The sequence below is a fragment of the Bacillus sp. EB106-04-02-XG92 genome (assembly GCF_058791995.1).
Window position 1 is genome coordinate 325,637 of sequence record NZ_JBYTEA010000004.1, and the last position, 15,572, is coordinate 341,208.

The 15,572-nt window shown below is 31.6% G+C and carries 13 protein-coding genes, 1 riboswitch and 1 other annotated feature; of the genes, 10 read left to right on the forward strand and 3 right to left on the reverse strand.

Annotated features, from left to right (window positions below; translation table 11 throughout):
- Positions 1 to 117: 117 nt before the first annotated feature.
- The 7 genes from AC3WVA_RS13140 to AC3WVA_RS13170 all read left to right on the forward strand — a co-directional run bounded on the left by AC3WVA_RS13140 (position 118) and on the right by AC3WVA_RS13170 (position 8,315).
- A complete protein-coding gene (locus tag AC3WVA_RS13140; protein ID WP_048529761.1) occupies positions 118 to 717 on the forward strand; it encodes an undecaprenyl-diphosphatase in 600 nt (199 codons plus the stop codon).
- Positions 718 to 1,040: 323 nt separating this feature from the next.
- A complete protein-coding gene (locus AC3WVA_RS13145) occupies positions 1,041 to 3,179 on the forward strand; it encodes a penicillin-binding protein (RefSeq protein ID WP_492321987.1) in 2,139 nt (712 codons plus the stop codon).
- Between the two features lie 177 nt (positions 3,180 to 3,356).
- Positions 3,357 to 3,615: a binding site (T-box leader), on the forward strand.
- Positions 3,616 to 3,680: 65 nt separating this feature from the next.
- Positions 3,681 to 4,919: an MFS transporter gene (locus tag AC3WVA_RS13150; protein ID WP_429604025.1), complete on the forward strand. Its 1,239-nt coding sequence runs from the start codon at positions 3,681 to 3,683 to the stop codon at positions 4,917 to 4,919.
- A gap of 105 nt (positions 4,920 to 5,024) precedes the next feature.
- Positions 5,025 to 6,050 carry a serine hydrolase domain-containing protein gene (locus AC3WVA_RS13155; protein WP_429604024.1) on the forward strand — a complete coding sequence of 342 codons (1,026 nt, stop codon included), beginning with the start codon at positions 5,025 to 5,027 and terminating at the stop codon, positions 6,048 to 6,050.
- Positions 6,051 to 6,255: 205 nt separating this feature from the next.
- Positions 6,256 to 6,723, forward strand: a complete 468-nt coding sequence (locus tag AC3WVA_RS13160) for a DUF1453 domain-containing protein (protein ID WP_429604022.1) — start codon at positions 6,256 to 6,258, stop codon at positions 6,721 to 6,723.
- Positions 6,724 to 6,802: 79 nt separating this feature from the next.
- Positions 6,803 to 7,309 (forward strand): DUF3189 family protein, encoded by a 507-nt coding sequence (locus tag AC3WVA_RS13165; RefSeq protein WP_098344438.1) that lies wholly within the window; start codon positions 6,803 to 6,805, stop codon positions 7,307 to 7,309.
- Positions 7,310 to 7,508: 199 nt separating this feature from the next.
- Positions 7,509 to 8,315, forward strand: a complete 807-nt coding sequence (locus tag AC3WVA_RS13170) for a DegV family protein (protein ID WP_078186995.1) — start codon at positions 7,509 to 7,511, stop codon at positions 8,313 to 8,315.
- Positions 8,316 to 8,459: 144 nt separating this feature from the next.
- On the opposite strand, the gene AC3WVA_RS13175 is transcribed toward AC3WVA_RS13170, so the two are convergent.
- Complete coding sequence (locus tag AC3WVA_RS13175) at positions 8,460 to 9,032, reverse strand: DJ-1/PfpI family protein (protein ID WP_098344437.1); 573 nt, start codon at positions 9,030 to 9,032, stop codon at positions 8,460 to 8,462.
- Between the two features lie 260 nt (positions 9,033 to 9,292).
- Between AC3WVA_RS13175 and AC3WVA_RS13180 the strand changes: the two genes are divergently transcribed.
- Complete coding sequence (locus AC3WVA_RS13180) at positions 9,293 to 10,510, forward strand: MerR family transcriptional regulator (protein WP_098520695.1); 1,218 nt, start codon at positions 9,293 to 9,295, stop codon at positions 10,508 to 10,510.
- Positions 10,511 to 10,597: 87 nt separating this feature from the next.
- Here AC3WVA_RS13180 and AC3WVA_RS13185 read toward each other — a convergent pair whose 3' ends face one another.
- Positions 10,598 to 11,782, reverse strand: a complete 1,185-nt coding sequence (locus AC3WVA_RS13185; protein WP_492321988.1) for an MFS transporter — start codon at positions 11,780 to 11,782, stop codon at positions 10,598 to 10,600.
- A gap of 58 nt (positions 11,783 to 11,840) precedes the next feature.
- Positions 11,841 to 11,940: riboswitch (purine riboswitch) on the reverse strand.
- Between the two features lie 260 nt (positions 11,941 to 12,200).
- On the opposite strand from AC3WVA_RS13185, the gene AC3WVA_RS13190 reads away from it, so the two are divergent.
- Positions 12,201 to 13,505 (forward strand): MFS transporter, encoded by a 1,305-nt coding sequence (locus tag AC3WVA_RS13190; RefSeq protein WP_492321989.1) that lies wholly within the window; start codon positions 12,201 to 12,203, stop codon positions 13,503 to 13,505.
- Positions 13,506 to 13,545: 40 nt separating this feature from the next.
- Here AC3WVA_RS13190 and AC3WVA_RS13195 read toward each other — a convergent pair whose 3' ends face one another.
- Positions 13,546 to 14,244 carry a hypothetical protein gene (locus AC3WVA_RS13195; protein ID WP_097853067.1) on the reverse strand — a complete coding sequence of 233 codons (699 nt, stop codon included), beginning with the start codon at positions 14,242 to 14,244 and terminating at the stop codon, positions 13,546 to 13,548.
- A 507-nt stretch (positions 14,245 to 14,751) separates the two neighbouring features.
- Between AC3WVA_RS13195 and AC3WVA_RS13200 the strand changes: the two genes are divergently transcribed.
- Positions 14,752 to 15,552 carry a GNAT family N-acetyltransferase gene (locus AC3WVA_RS13200; protein ID WP_098344435.1) on the forward strand — a complete coding sequence of 267 codons (801 nt, stop codon included), beginning with the start codon at positions 14,752 to 14,754 and terminating at the stop codon, positions 15,550 to 15,552.
- Positions 15,553 to 15,572: the final 20 nt, after the last annotated feature.

Consider the following 15,572-nt stretch of genomic DNA (forward strand, 5'->3'; position numbering starts at 1 on the left):
TCAAATGAAAAATAGTAAAATGAATAAAGTGAAAATCTAAATATGTGTAAATGTTGTATACTGTGTAAATCAAGTAAACTTGTATCTTTATTTCAAGTAATATAAGGAGAGAGTAACGTGAATTACACAGTATTTCAGTGGATAAACAATTTAGCGGGTACATCTGCGCTCTTAGATAAGGTAATGATTGCTATTACAAATAGCGCTGCATATGTGGCTATTCTATTCATGTTTATCTTATGGTTTCATAACGGAAAAAAAGAGAATGCGATAAGGAAACAATATACAGTGTTGTATACGACACTTTCAGTAATAATTGCATTACTAGTAAATGTTTTTATTCATGCAGTATATTATCATCCACGTCCTTTTGTATCATATAATGTGAATCAATTAGTACCTCATGCAGAAAACTCATCATTTGTTAGTGATCATTCTGTACTTGTATTATCGATTGCATTCATTTTTGTTCTTAGAGGAGAAAAGTTAAGATATATTGCACTTTTATGGGCGGGTTTAGTTTGTATATCACGTTTGTATGTAGGTGTTCATTTTCCTTTAGATGTAATAGGTGCGGCTGTAATAACAATTGTAACAAGCAGTTTATTGTTGCAGAAAAAACGTATATTTGAACCAATCGCAAAACTTGTTTTCAAAATGTATGCCCTCGTAGCGAAACGAATTCCCTTTTTAGAAAAATATAACCATGTAGCTTAAATTTCATAACTAGTCTCTTATAGATTAGGTGAAAAAATCCCCCTTTGGAAATCCAGAGGAGGATTTTTTATTGTATATAAGTGAATGGATTATTTGCAATAAGAACTTGAATGTTAGGGAGTAAAAATAAAAGTATGAACATTCTGAAATTTCACGTACTGTATTTAAAGTATATAAATAAACTAGCAATAACAATAATTAGTTTCACATTGTTTTAAAGGAATTAATAAGAAAAGTTCGAAACATATAGTATTGTAAGCAAAAAATTACATAATTTATAGCACACCATTGTAGCAATTAATTGTGAAAGAAAGGAGATAAATATGCATAAACTTGAAACGAATAAAGGTGCGCGGTATTTTATGGTTGCTTTTATTGTTTTGTTTCTTATTATGCTTTTGCGATTTTTCTATATTCAGGCAGTAGGTGTTGTACATAATGTAGATGTAAAGGATCTAGCAAATGAACAACATAATAAAAATGGTGTTTTGGAATCGAATCGCGGCACAATATATGATCAAGCTGGAAAAGTGCTAGTCCAAGATTCCACAACGTATCGTGTTGTTGTGAATTTGAAAGGTACAGATAAAGTGAACAATAAAGAGGAAACCGCAGAGCGATTAGCTGATGCGCTTGAAATTGATAAAGAGGACGTATTAAAAAATTTTCATGAGGGACGCACGCAAGTTGAAATTGGAAAAGTTGGCCGGAATTTATCTAGAGAAGTAAAGGAACAAATAAAGCAATTGAAAATCCCAGGTGTATCTTTTATGCCAGAAAAAGCAAGAGTGTATCCAAATGAAGATTTTGCATCCTATATACTTGGTTTTGCGAGACCAGACGATAAAGGAAATACAGAAGGGAAATTTGGACTTGAAAAGAGCCTGGATAAATATTTGCGCTCGACAAACGGGAATATAGAATATGTGGGAGCACCAAGAGGAATCCCGCTTACAAATGATATAGGAAAAATAGAACCAGCTAAAAATGGGAATAACGTATACCTTACGCTCGATAAACAAATTAATAGTTTTTTAGAAGAAGCGATGAATAAGGCGCAAGAACACTATGATCCTTCTATGTTAGTAGGAATCATAGCGGATCCAAAGACAGGGAAAGTTTTAGCAATGTCTAGTAAACCTAGTTTTAATCCTAATAAAGGTGATATCGAATATTTTTTAAATGATCCAATAGCAAATGCATATGAACCAGGTTCAACAATGAAAATATTTACGTTAGCTGCCGCAATTAATGAAGGTGTATATAACGGGAAAGAATATTTCCAATCCGGAAAATATTCAGTTGGTTCATCAGATATTAAAGATCATAACGGTGGATTTGGATGGGGATCTATTACGTTTGATGAAGGTTTTGAAAGATCATCAAATGTTGCTTTTTCTATTTTAGAAGATCAGTTATTGAAACCAAATAAGTTTAAGCAATATATGAATAAATTTGGATTCAATCAAAAGACCGGGATAGATTTACCTGGTGAAAGTAAAAATACTTTATTATTAAATACACAAATTCAACAAGTCACAACTTCTTTCGGACAAGGCTCTACAGTAACGCCTATTCAATTAATCCAAGCTGCTACCGCTATAGCAAATGACGGGAAAATGATGCAACCATATATCGTTGACAAAGTTGTAAATCCAATAAATAAACAAGTTATTATGGAAAATCAACCGAAAGAAATTGGGAATCCGATAAAAAAAGAGACAGCGGACAAGGTAAGAGACTTAATGGAGCGTGTTATTACGTCTTCAAAAGGTACTGGTACAATGTATAAAGTGGATGGTTATCCAATAGGAGGTAAAACAGGAACAGCACAAATTCCGAATCCTGAAAATGGACGATATATGGAAGGAAAAGAAAACTATATTTTTTCATTTTTAGGTATGGCTCCAATTGATGACCCTGAGTTAATTGTATACTTAGCTATTAAGCAGCCAAAGTTAAAGGGAGATGAGTATGGAGCTCAGCCGCTTGCAGAAATATTTAAACCAGTTATGAAAAATAGTCTTGAATATTTAAAGGTGAAGCCATATACAGAAAAACAAATGGCAGATGCAACGAAAAGATCCCAATTAAAAATACAAAATTATGTAAATCAATCAATGGATATAGTAGAGAATAGTGTAAAAAAAGAGAAACTCCAACCGATAATTTTAGGAGAAGGAAAAATAAAAAAACAATATCCGCAGTCTGGTGAAATAATGAGTGAAGGAGATCGTATATTTTTATTAGGTGTCAACGCAAAAATGCCTAATTTACAAGGTTGGTCCATGCGTGATGTTATGTATTTCTCTAAATTATTAAAATTAGAATTAAAGACTACAGGTACGGGCTATGTAACGAGTCAAAGCATTGAAAAGGGACAAAATATACAAGAAGGCGATGCATTAGAAATAAACTTAGAACCACCTTTACAACCGTTAGTAGAGGCGAATACAAATTAATTCGGATAAAGTGTAGGGTCTATATACTATAGGCTCTTTATTTTATAGATTTAAGTAATTTCACGCACCGTAATTTTTAGAAAAAATAATAAATAAAAGAATTAACAAAAACACGTTATTAAATATCTGATTATTTTTTATTTACAGTTAAATATTTCTGTGATAATATGGAAAAAATCAAATGCAGTGAAGAGAAGAGTAAATAAAATGAATTTTTCACAGAGAGCTCCATTTAGCTGAAAAGGAGTAAAAATTCTTTATTGAACCAAGCCTCTGAGCAGCACATCGGAACCTTTTATTAGGGGGTGGTGTGACGGGAGCTCCCGTTATAGAGCTATGGTATAAGCATGATTTACAATGCAGTACCTGATAAGGTTAATATGGCGACATATTAACAAACTAGGGTGGCACCGCGATGATAAATCTCGTCCCTAAGACAAAAAGTCTTGGGGGTGGGATTTTTTTATTGTTTAAATACAATTTAGAAAGCGGGGGCCTAAAATGAAAAACTTACTTAAAGATTGGAAATATCCTTTATTACTACTGTCTGGAGTTGGAATTGCGAATTTAGGAGCGTGGATTTACTTAATAGCACTGAATGTACTTGTCTATCATATGGGAGGATCAGCCTTAGCTGTTGCTACTTTATATGTAATTAAACCATTAGCCGCTTTATTTACAAACGCATGGTCAGGAAGTATGATTGATCGTTTAAATAAACGGAAGTTAATGATTCACCTAGATATATATCGTGCGGTATTTATCGCTATTTTACCTTTACTTCCATCACTTTGGATTGTTTATGTGTTCGTATTCTTTATTAGTATGGCTAGTGCAATTTATGAGCCAACTGCTATGACGTATATGACGAAATTAATACCAGTAGAGCAAAGACAACGTTTCAACGCATTACGTAGTTTAATAGGATCTGGTGCATCTTTAATTGGTCCAGCGATAGCGGGAGTATTGTTAATAGCAAGTACAGCGGAGTTTGCAATATATATGAATGCTATAGCATTTCTCTTATCAGGAGTAATAACATTACTGTTACCTAATCTTGATAAAAAATCCGATATTACTACGTCAAATGATAAGTTATCTTTAGCTGCATTAATAAAAGATTGGAAAATCGTTTTAAATTTCAGTAAAAAATCTTTGTATATCGTTTTTGTGTACTTCTTATTTCAAGGAATGATGGTATTAGCTACCGCAACTGATTCACTTGAATTGTCATTTGCGAAAGAAGTTTTATTGTTAACAGATAGTGAATATGGCTTTTTAGTTAGTATTGCTGGAGCCGGTTTTATTTTAGGAGCCATAACAAATACAATATTATCAAAAAGATTAACACCTTCATTTTTAATTGGAATAGGATCATTATTTATCGCAATCGGTTATTTAATTTATGCTTTTTCAAATGACTTTTTAATAGCTACTATCGGATTCTTTATTTTATCTTTCTCTATGGCATATGCAAATACAGGATTTAGCACCTTTTATCAAAATAATGTCCCTGTCCATATGATGGGACGGATTGGGAGTATATATGGGCTTGTGATTGCTAGCATCACCATTTTAATTACGATATTGTTCGGAGTTGCTACTCAATTTATTTCTATACAACTTGTCGTTATCGTAGGATCATTCGTAATGCTACTTATTACTATCATATTGTGTGTGTTTACTTTATTGCCATCACAATCTAAAGTGCATTCCTCGGAGTCAATTAATTCAAAATAGTTCTCTTGGTTTTGATTTACGGTATTCAATAGGAGGGTTCACCCTCCTATATATGGAAATATAAGAAGGGTGAACAATTATTGATAAAAGAGGATGATTTTTGTAATGAAAACAAAAGATCAAATAGAGAGCATTGTAAAAGAAATACATCGACGTATAGATTTCTCTGGGGTAATTTTAGTGAAAGAAGAAAAAGGCATAGCCTATGAAGAGGCCTTTGGTTACGCAAATCGAAATGAATGTATAAACAATACGCTACAAACAAAGTTCGGAATTGCCTCCGGTTGTAAAATATTCACTGCTATCGGTATATGTCAACTTGTTGAAAATGGAGTAATTACTTTTCAAACAAAGTTAAAAGAGTGTTTAAGTATAAACTTTCCAAACTTTAATGAAGATATTACAATACATCACCTTTTGACGCATAGTTCGGGTATTCCAGATTATTTTGATGAAAGTATTATGGATAACTTCGAAGATCTATGGAAACAAACACCTATGTATCTTTTAAAAAGTTTAAAAGACTTCTTACCATTATTCCAAAACAGAAATATGATGTTTGCACCTGGAAGTAAGTTTTACTACAATAATGCAGGTTTTATTATACTGGGATTAATAATCGAAGAGCAGACAGGACTTACATTTACGGAGTATATAGAAAAAAACATATTTAAACCAATTGGTATGAATGATTCTGGCTATTTTTCTTTAGATACATTACCAAGGCAAACAGCTCTTGGATATATAAAAGATGAAATTAACCAAAATTGGAGGACAAACATCTACTCTTTACCAATAATAGGAGGCTCTGATGGTGGTGCTTTTATTACTGCGCCAGACATGCTGAAGTTCTGGGAAGCGTTGTTTAACTATGAAATCGTAAGCCGAGAATATACAAAGATACTTTTAACCCCACATATTCAAGTGAATAATAATCAGTCTTACGGCTATGGAATATGGATTGAAACAAGAGAAAACAAGAGATTCAAATATCATGTAATGGGATATGATCCAGGAGTCAGTTTTCGCTCGGCTGTGTATCCATACTTAGGAATTACATTAGTTATCCCGTCAAATAAAGGGACAGGACCCGAAAAAATAATGAAAGAATTAGAAAACTCTTTTTCATAAGGTTAAAAGAATTTATGAATGCACTAATAAATGCAAAAAAGACGTACTATTTATTTGTGCGTCTTTTTTGTATAAATAACGCTTAAAACTGATGGGAATCACATTCTATATTTTATGATTTTTAGTAGCTAGTTTATTTAAAGTATGGAATAAAAAGAAGCGAATATAATTTTCAAATTTAAACAAGTAAACAGGAGGACTCTAAATGGAAATTCTATTTGTTATTCTACTTGTTGTTTTTATAATCATACTAATGCAAGGTAAAGAATATAAAGTGAATATTAATCGTATTTGGCTCATTCCGGCTTTGCTGTGCTTTGTGACAATCCAGTCTATTATTCATATGGGACAATTAACTATATCGAAAGTATTATTATTCATTGTAATGCTAGGGATTGGATTGGGTCTTGGAGTAATTAGGGGAAAAGTTTTAACATTTCGATTAGATAGTGAAACAGGTCATGTATTAAGAAAAGGAAATTGGTTAAGTACAATTATTCTACTTGCTATTCTAGGTACGAAGGTTTTGATTAAACAAAGTATGTTTTCTGGCAGTACTCACTATACATTAATGGTTGTAACAAATACCTTTTTATGTATCACATTAGGTACTGTAATTAGTAGAAGATATTATATTTGGAAAAAATATAATGAATTAATACAAAAAACATGAAAGTATTCATCCATTGTTTAACAGCGCCGTGAACGGTAATACTAAATAACATTGAACATTTACAACAAGGGATGATAATATGATATTCATTTACACAGATTTCGGTGGAACTCATTCAACTGCACTCGCTGCAGCTTATCATTTAAATAAATTACCAACTGATCGTAAGTTAACGAAAGAAGAAATTTTGAATGTAGAGTACTTTAATAAATTAAAAACAGAAGATATGGGGAAAATTATTTTTCATGGAATAGATGAAAATAGTAATCCAGTTTATACAATTGGATGCGGTGCATCAAAAGTCGTGGTACCTGCGATGAAGCATTTAGGAGAGATTCTGCAAAAACATTATCAAAATCAGGAAAAGATTGTTTTTTCTAATACATCACCAACAGTTCCTTTACCAATGACTTTCGGTGGACTGTTTTCAAGAAGGTTCCACCTTGACTTTATAGGTGTACCATTACTCATATGGGGAGCAAAACTTAGCTGTGATAACGTACAAAGACTTGTTAGTTATACGAAGGAAGCAGGTCGATTGACGAATGATTATGTTGTAATTTTAGATAATGAAACTTTTAAATAATGTATGATAAGAAGAAAATTGGACAAATACTATCGTTTTCTTCTTTTTTCGTGTAAATGACAAAAAATATTCACATTTAATATGCATCAACTATAGCCAAAACAATAAAGTCCTGTTACTATTACAGGGATATTCTCTTTTCGTAACATAAATATATAGAAAAGTCAGAAAAGAGGAATTGAATTAAGGGAGGAACAACATGAAGCGTGTTGCTTGGATTACTGATAGTACAACTGCGAGTTTTAAAACAGAAGGAGATAACTTTGTTATCCCAATTGAAGTTATTATTGATGGTGTGTCGTACAAAGATTGTGAAGAAGGTGTGCGTGAACGCGTTTATAATGCTTTGAACGAAGGTAAAACTGTCACTACATCACAACCTAACATAGGGGAAATGGTAGATTTATTTTCAAAATGCAAAGAAGAATATGAAGAGGGATTTGCAGTTGCTATTAGCGGAAAAGTAAGTGGAACCTATCAAAACATGAAGTTAGCGGCAGAAATGGCAGGTTTCCCATTAACGGTATTAGATAGCGAAACAACAAGTTATCCAATGGATGAACTAATTAGAAAAGCGAAATCGTTATACAATGATGGTATGACTTTACAAGATATACACAAAACATTAGTAGATGAAAAAAGAAGACCTTTCCACGTATTCCCGAAAAGTTTAAAAGGCCTTTACGCAAGTGGACGTGTAAAAGGCGTTCAATTTTTACTTGGAAGTTTATTAAGTGTTAACTTAATATTAGAAGTAAAAGGTGGAGAGCTTTTACTTGAAAAGAAAGTTCGTAAAATCCAAAAATGTCGAGAATATATTAAAAATGAACTTGAAAAAGAATTACCAAAAGTACTTCATATGTTCCATGCTAACGATAAAGATGGAGCTGAAGAATGGATTGCAGATATTAGACAAGCATTCCCTGAAATGGATTTCAAATTATACCCATTACCAATTTCATTTGCAGTTCATGCAGGTGAAGGTACAATAGCAATTAGTTATTAAGCAGAAAACCCGTGAATGATTCGCGGGTTTTTTTTATTTAATTAAATAATTAAAGTAAAATTGGAGGCATATTACGTCGCCATCAATCAAAAAAGCTCATTTTATCGTTTTGGGGAGTAACCAATCCCTCTACTTGATTTGAAATTAAAAATATAAACCTTTGCCTACTGGTTGAACAGTTTCTAGAACAGCATCGACCATTTTTTCATTGATTAAGGTTCTTATAATCCAAGCTGAAAGATCTTGAGCAGCAAAACAGCCTGCAGCAGTCGAGATATTTCCTTCGTTCACGAAACTTTGTTCAATAACGTCCACATCAAATTCTTTAAGCTGTTCTACTGCGGATGGATATGTAGTTGCTTTTTTACCTGTTAGCAATTTCTTAGCTCCTAGTAGTAATGAACCAGAACACATAGATCCTATTAATTGTCTTTGGGGATCTACATGAATGCTATTAATATATTCTTCGTTTTTATATAAATCTTGTACACCTTTACCGCTTGCAAATATTACTGCGTCAGCAGTAGGAATATGAGATATGCTTCCTGTCATAGGAATACGTAAGCCAGACATAGATATATGAGTTTTTTCCGTTCCTAATAGTTGAACGTTCCAATCAGAAATACCGCCAACTAAACGTACACGATTTAATAAATCCCATGGTAAAAAAACATCTATATCAGTAAAGTTATCGAAACAGACTATTGCAATTTTCATTTTCTAATCCCTCATTCCGTATGTATGTCCCCTTATTTAGAATATAAACGTCTCCTTTTTATTTTCTATATTAAGTTATAAATTCCTGTATATTCTATGCGATGGCAATTTAATTAAATAAAAGGATTATACACCTATAAAATAAGTGACATTCAAATATCCTATACATATCGTAAATAATGTTGTTTAGAAAGTTTAAAGGGTTTTTAAATATAAAAATAGAAATCTATATAAAAAAATATATAAATGGTAGTGATGCTATGAAAATAGGTAAATTTGGAGAATTAAATAACATAAGTATTGATACAATTAGACATTATATGGACCTGGGTCTCATTATTCCTGAAAAAAAGGGAGGGCATTATTTTTTTGATGAGTATTGTCAAACAGATTTAAAACTTATATTACATTACAAAGAGCTAGGGTTTAGCTTGAATGAAATTAAAGAACTATTTTTTTATAAAAATTTAGCGAAATCTATGAATTACGAAAAAGATACTTTTTACCAGTCTTTATTTAAACTGAAATATGACAAGTTGGAACAGGAAATAGAACTTTTGGAGAAGAAACGGGATAGATTAAAGGAAGTGTTACATGATTTATTATTAACAAGTGAAATCTCTAATTCAATTATAGGGATAGATTTAAGCGTACTTCATTTGCTTACATGTTCTAGATGTAGCAAAAAGCTAATTCTTCAAGATGGAATTATTAATAACAATCAAATTACTGAGGGGAAGTTAATTTGTAATTGTGGTGAAGAATATATTATTATCTCAGGAATTATAACTGCTGGTAAATCATTTAAAGCAAATGAGCGAACGTCACTTGAAGATACTATTTCGGATTATATTCATGAAACTGATAATGCATATTTGGAAAATATGCTTAAAGAAGGGGAATGGGCGAAAAAGAAACTAATACATTTAGATTTAAATAACAAATTAATACTGGATTTAGGATCGGGACTTGGGTTCTTTTTGAGAAACATTTATGAAGAACTGCCAGAAGATTGCCTATACATTGCAGTGGATCGAGATTTTAATAAACTTTTATTTTTAAAGGATGTATTAGCAAGTAGAAATCCGAAAAGAAATATTCTCTTTATCTGTGCTGATTTTTTGAACATCCCTATTCAGAATCAGTCTGTTGATATTGTAATTGATCATTCTGGTACGAGCAATTATAGTTTTGAGCATGAGAATTTTTTACTTCACGAATTAAATCCACTTTTTAAAACGGATTGTTATTTATTAAGCCTATTTATTTTATTTAAAAATTTCAGCCCAAATAGCCAAATTACAAACAACTTTCGAGCAAATTTTACACTTTCAAAAGTAACAAAAGAAATCCAAAATCTACAGTTTCAATCGATTGATGAAAGTACTTCACACTATTTGAAACGAGGAGGTAAGTACGAGGATTTCTTTGTTAAAGGAGAAGAAATTTATACATATTCATTTTTCGGAAAAAGATAAGGTTAACCTCAACATAAAAAGTCCGGTTATAAAACTGGACTTTTTATGTTGATTTATACTTTTTGCGATTAAAAGAAAAGGAGAATGCTAATCTACATATTTAGCACTCACTGGATAGTCTCTTGTCGGTGTATGTCTAGTAAGAGAAAAGATAGCCAAACCTAAAGATAATAAAACTAGAGATCCACCAACCCAGGCCATATTGGCGACATTATGTACTTGTTTTAAGGCTATACCTCCAACTGCAGAGCCGAGTGAAATTCCTATTTGTAGGGCTGAATTATTAAAACTTTGCTGTATATCTGACGTATCTGGGGCAGTTTGGATTAAATAACTTTGTTGAGGTGGTGCAAGCCCCCAACTCAATGCAGCCCAAACTATCATAACAGGAATAAATAGGATAATAGAAACTGCCGTAAACGGTAATATAAATAAGATTAGAGCAAATAAAGTAATAACTATCACAATACTTTTTGGAGCGCCTATTTTATCTGATAAAACACCGCCGAACGCTCCGCCACTTACTGCAGCTATACCAAACACTAAATAAAATATGCTAATCCAATAAGGGCTTAGGTGGAACTTATCTTCTAAAAAAGGAGTAAAATAAGCATATAGAGTATAGTGTCCAGCTAACATAAACATGGTAGCTAGATGAGCAGCGCCTAGTTTTGGACTACAAACGGCCTTTAATTGAATAGATAAAGGAATTCGATTTTCCTCTCCAGGTATTTTCTCTAAAAATACTGAAATTAAGATGATAGATCCCAATGATAAAATAGCAATACATAAAAAGATAACTCTCCAGCCAAATGTGTTCGAAATTAATATGCCTAGTGGTACTCCTAGAACAAGTGAAGAGCTAATACCCATATAAATTAATCCTAATGCTTTTGCTCGGTAAGAGGGATTAACAATCTTTGCTGCAATTGTAAGGGAAAGTACTACAACTAAAGCTGTACTCATAGCAGTTAAAACTCTTGCTATCATCATAAAAGTAAAGTTCGGACTGAAATACGTAAGTATATTACCAATTAGAAAAATGTAAAGTGAAATAATATACAATTTTTTTCTTTCCACTTTATTTGTGAAAATTAATAATACAGGACCTGCTATTGCATAAGTAAAGGCAAAAATTGTAATTAATTGACCGGCGGAACTTAATGAAACATTAAAATCTTTTGCGATGTCTGGCAATATTCCTCCAACAATAAGCTCTACAAGACCTACTGCTATTGTTGCTAAAGCTAATATAAATACTTTGAAATTCATTTTTTGTAATCCCTTCTCGTCATTATTTACCTTAGAACAAAAAAACTCCTGACTACAAACGCTATAATACGCATTTTGTAGTCAGGAGTTATTGGTTCCTGGTAGAGACCCCCAAGCCATATTCTTGGAGTTATACATGATTCTCATATGTAATTAATCAATGTAATAGAAGATACCATATTACTTTTTATATTTCAATAAAAAATTAGCATTCGTATATATAATCCTAAGTCTTTTATAGCAATCATTTTATTTCTATCATTGCAGAGAGACGTAAAAAACCACAGTTGATAAAAGATGGGGTTAGCCCCATCTTTTATTTATTTCTCCTTAAAACTTTTCAAATTGTACATATTGATATTGGGTTAACCCGAGACCTTACACTATATGTAATACAAAGAAAAGCGAGGGAAATGTTATGGGCGGTTTACGATTACATATAGAAAATAAAAAAAGCAAACAAGAACTTAGAAACATTTTTTTATATTCAATTGCAAAAACAGTATCAATATTCGGTAGCTCTATTTATAGTTTCGCATTAGGATTATATGTTTTACAAATAACTGGGTCCGCATTAAATTTCGCGATTACGCTCATATTAGGTACGATTCCAATGATTATTATGAATCCATTTGCTGGTGTCATTGCTGATAAGGTTGATAAAAAGAAACTAGTTGTTTGTATGGATTTACTAAGTGGATGTTTATTAATAGCTGTTTATATATTAAGCAGCTATTATGGATTAAACTTATCCTTTATTTATACTACAACCTTTCTTATGACAGTATTTACAACCTTTTTTGGAATAGGATTAGAAGCTGCAAAACCTAATATCGTCTCTAAAGAGAGGCTTATGAGTATTAACTCTATAAGTAAAATTATCGATTCCATATCTTTAATTCTAGGCCCTATGCTAGGGGGAATTGTTTTTGCAGTCTTTGATATTAATACATTTATCATTATAAACGGTATTTCATTTATTCTTTCGGGTATATCCATATTAGTTATTAACTTTAAATTGTTCGAGAAAAACATAAATGAGGAATATTCTATTAGAGAAATTCATTTTATTAAAGATATTAAAGAGGGATACTCTTACTTAATAGAGAGGGAAAGTTTAAAGAATACGTTTAATATATTAATTTCCCTTAATTTCTTCTTAGGTTTTTCTGTAACTGTTCCATTGCCATATATTATTAACACAGTTCTCAATCTTAGTTCTAAACAATTTGGTATGATTCAAGGGACTTTTCCGATAGGTATGATAGTTGGTGCAGTATTAGTAAAAAAGATAACTGATCGTTATTCTTACGCCTATTTATTGAAAAAAATAAGTTTTATGTTGGCGATTTTTATGATAGTTTCAGGTATTCCTATTTTATTCAAAAGTATTGAGGTAAATAATATTATATTTGTTACTATGTATTGCGCTATTATGTTCTTTGTAGGGCTAACGATAGCATTCATCGATATCCCTTTAATTTATTTTATGCAAAAAGAGATTCCGGATGAATATAGGGGTAGAGTGCTTAGTATTGGATTAAGTATAGGTAAAATGATGCAGCCGATAGCACTGGTATTATCAGGTCTATTATTAAATCATATTCCAGCCTACACGATTCCAATTGGAGGGGGCATCGTATTTCTTATTTTGAATAAAGTTTATTCAAATAAGTTGAATTTAGAAATTCATTCAAAAGGGTATAGTATTGAACGTAATTAAATAATATCGAAAAAGCGCAGGATTATCATCCTGCGCTTTTTTATCGTAATTCAGCTGTTTTTCTAATAACGATCTTATCAATATCATCTTCTTCATCGCCAATAAATAACCCGCGTTCTTTTAAATACGCTTCAAAATATAAATCTGCTTCTGCACGTTCATCATATGGTTTTACAGATAGAACGAAACCTAATTTATTTTGTTCCTCTAAATGAGAAGTGGAGATGTAGGCCGGTACATTGTGGCGTAAAAAGAGTTCTTTAACCGGAATAATCATATCTTTCATTAATTTCGTTAACATACCCATTTCAAACTCGAAATTAAAACGATCTATGCTACATAAATCAGCGAATACAACACCGATAAAACCTGTATTAAATACTTCTTGATATTCCACTTCTTCGTTACCGTAAAAATTCTTTTCGATTAAATAATTTACAAAATAAGCAACACCATCACTTTGTTCAAATGGTTTCGTTGAAAGAACAAAGCCTATTTTCTTTTGTTTATGTAAATACACACATGACATGTATGCTGAAATGTTATGTTCTTTAAATAGAGAACTTGTTGCCCCAGAGAGACCATCTAGTACGTGATGAACAATTTGAAGTTTTTTACGAGCGAAATAATAGGATTTCTTTTGTAACTCCAATGTATCAATAAAGACAGAGCCGATAAAGCCTGTATTTGAAATAATAGGTGTTTGCTTTTTTCTTCCTCTGCGCTTTGCTTGAGCCATTGTAAAAATCATCCCTTCATGTACAATTAAAATAAAAAGAACGTTTGTTCGTATATTTATATTTTACTATTAAAACGCTCTAAAGTAAAGGGTTTTTGACGAAAAAACAACAAAAAAGACACCTGTAAAAGGTGCCTTAAATGCAGTAGGGAAGAGGGTTCATCCCAACTATTTATATTATGATACAGAAACGATCTCTTCAGTATCTTCTACATCTAAATGACAGTCCATAGTACGAACATCTTGATCTTCATGACTTCCGAAATAAATAGTAATTTTCATATGTATCGCTCCTTTATTCTAGGAATACCTAAAATAATTACTAGTAATGTTAATATTTATTATATACCACTTTTTTCATTCCGACAACGTTATATCATTTTTAATTCTTTTAGAGCGTAAAGAGTGATTTATAGAGCTATTTTTATAGAAATAGGTACATTTCTTATATGTTATATTTAATACTGAACAATTTGAATGCAAATTTTTATGAAAGGAGAAAAATGAATGAATTATAAACAGTTATTAATAGATAATTTTACATATAAAACGTCATATATTGCGCGGCAGTTACATGGAATGAATGTAAAAGAAACGAAGGACTATATTGCTGTTGACTGTGGTTTACCTACAGATACATTTAATATCATTACTTTATTAAACAATGATTTATCGGAAGGTATTGAGAAATTATATAAAGTGGTAAACAACTATAATCAAAAGAAATTTCCAATGAGTGTTTGGTTTTGGGATGATAGGAAAGAGAAGATTATAAAAAGTGAATTAATAAAAATTGGCTTAAAAGAAGCAGAACAAAATATCGCGATGGTAGCAAACTTAAAAACAATACATCCAACAATAAATATGCCAAAAGATTTTAAGATTCAAAAAGCCTTTTCACCAGGACAAATTAAAAATTTTGGAGAAGCATTAGCTAGTCTATTTGGTACATCAGAGGAAGGTATACATGTTCAAGCATTCTACAATCAAACTGCTTCTGTCGACTTATGGAATAGTGGAAATATGAAACTATACTTAGGACTTTACAAAGACGAAGTCGTATCGGTCAGTTCATTAGTATGTACAAAAGATAGTGTTGGTATTTATGATATAGCAACGAAAGAAGAAATGAGAGGAAAAGGATTCGGCTCCACTATGTTTCATTACTTGCTGCAGGAAGCAAAGAAATTAAATGTTGCTCAATGCGTATTACAAGCTTCACCTGATGGGATTAATATTTATAAAAAGGCTGGTTTTCAATCTGTTGGACAAATGACTGTATTTGAAAATCGACATTTAATTGAATAAATTATTCGATCCAAATTGCT

What these genes read in the sequence shown, in the direction of transcription:
- AC3WVA_RS13200 (WP_098344435.1), top strand. Translation starts at nt 14,752, where the DNA reads ATGAATTATAAACAGTTATTAATAGATAATTTTACATATAAAACGTCA.
- AC3WVA_RS13185 (WP_492321988.1), bottom strand. Translation starts at nt 11,782, where the DNA reads ATGAATTTCAAAGTATTTATATTAGCTTTAGCAACAATAGCAGTAGGT.
- AC3WVA_RS13175 (WP_098344437.1), bottom strand. Translation starts at nt 9,032, where the DNA reads ATGAAAATTGCAATAGTCTGTTTCGATAACTTTACTGATATAGATGTT.
- AC3WVA_RS13180 (WP_098520695.1), top strand. Translation starts at nt 9,293, where the DNA reads ATGAAAATAGGTAAATTTGGAGAATTAAATAACATAAGTATTGATACA.
- AC3WVA_RS13195 (WP_097853067.1), bottom strand. Translation starts at nt 14,244, where the DNA reads ATGGCTCAAGCAAAGCGCAGAGGAAGAAAAAAGCAAACACCTATTATT.
- AC3WVA_RS13150 (WP_429604025.1), top strand. Translation starts at nt 3,681, where the DNA reads ATGAAAAACTTACTTAAAGATTGGAAATATCCTTTATTACTACTGTCT.
- AC3WVA_RS13155 (WP_429604024.1), top strand. Translation starts at nt 5,025, where the DNA reads ATGAAAACAAAAGATCAAATAGAGAGCATTGTAAAAGAAATACATCGA.
- AC3WVA_RS13170 (WP_078186995.1), top strand. Translation starts at nt 7,509, where the DNA reads ATGAAGCGTGTTGCTTGGATTACTGATAGTACAACTGCGAGTTTTAAA.
- AC3WVA_RS13145 (WP_492321987.1), top strand. Translation starts at nt 1,041, where the DNA reads ATGCATAAACTTGAAACGAATAAAGGTGCGCGGTATTTTATGGTTGCT.
- AC3WVA_RS13160 (WP_429604022.1), top strand. Translation starts at nt 6,256, where the DNA reads ATGGAAATTCTATTTGTTATTCTACTTGTTGTTTTTATAATCATACTA.
- AC3WVA_RS13190 (WP_492321989.1), top strand. Translation starts at nt 12,201, where the DNA reads ATGGGCGGTTTACGATTACATATAGAAAATAAAAAAAGCAAACAAGAA.
- AC3WVA_RS13165 (WP_098344438.1), top strand. Translation starts at nt 6,803, where the DNA reads ATGATATTCATTTACACAGATTTCGGTGGAACTCATTCAACTGCACTC.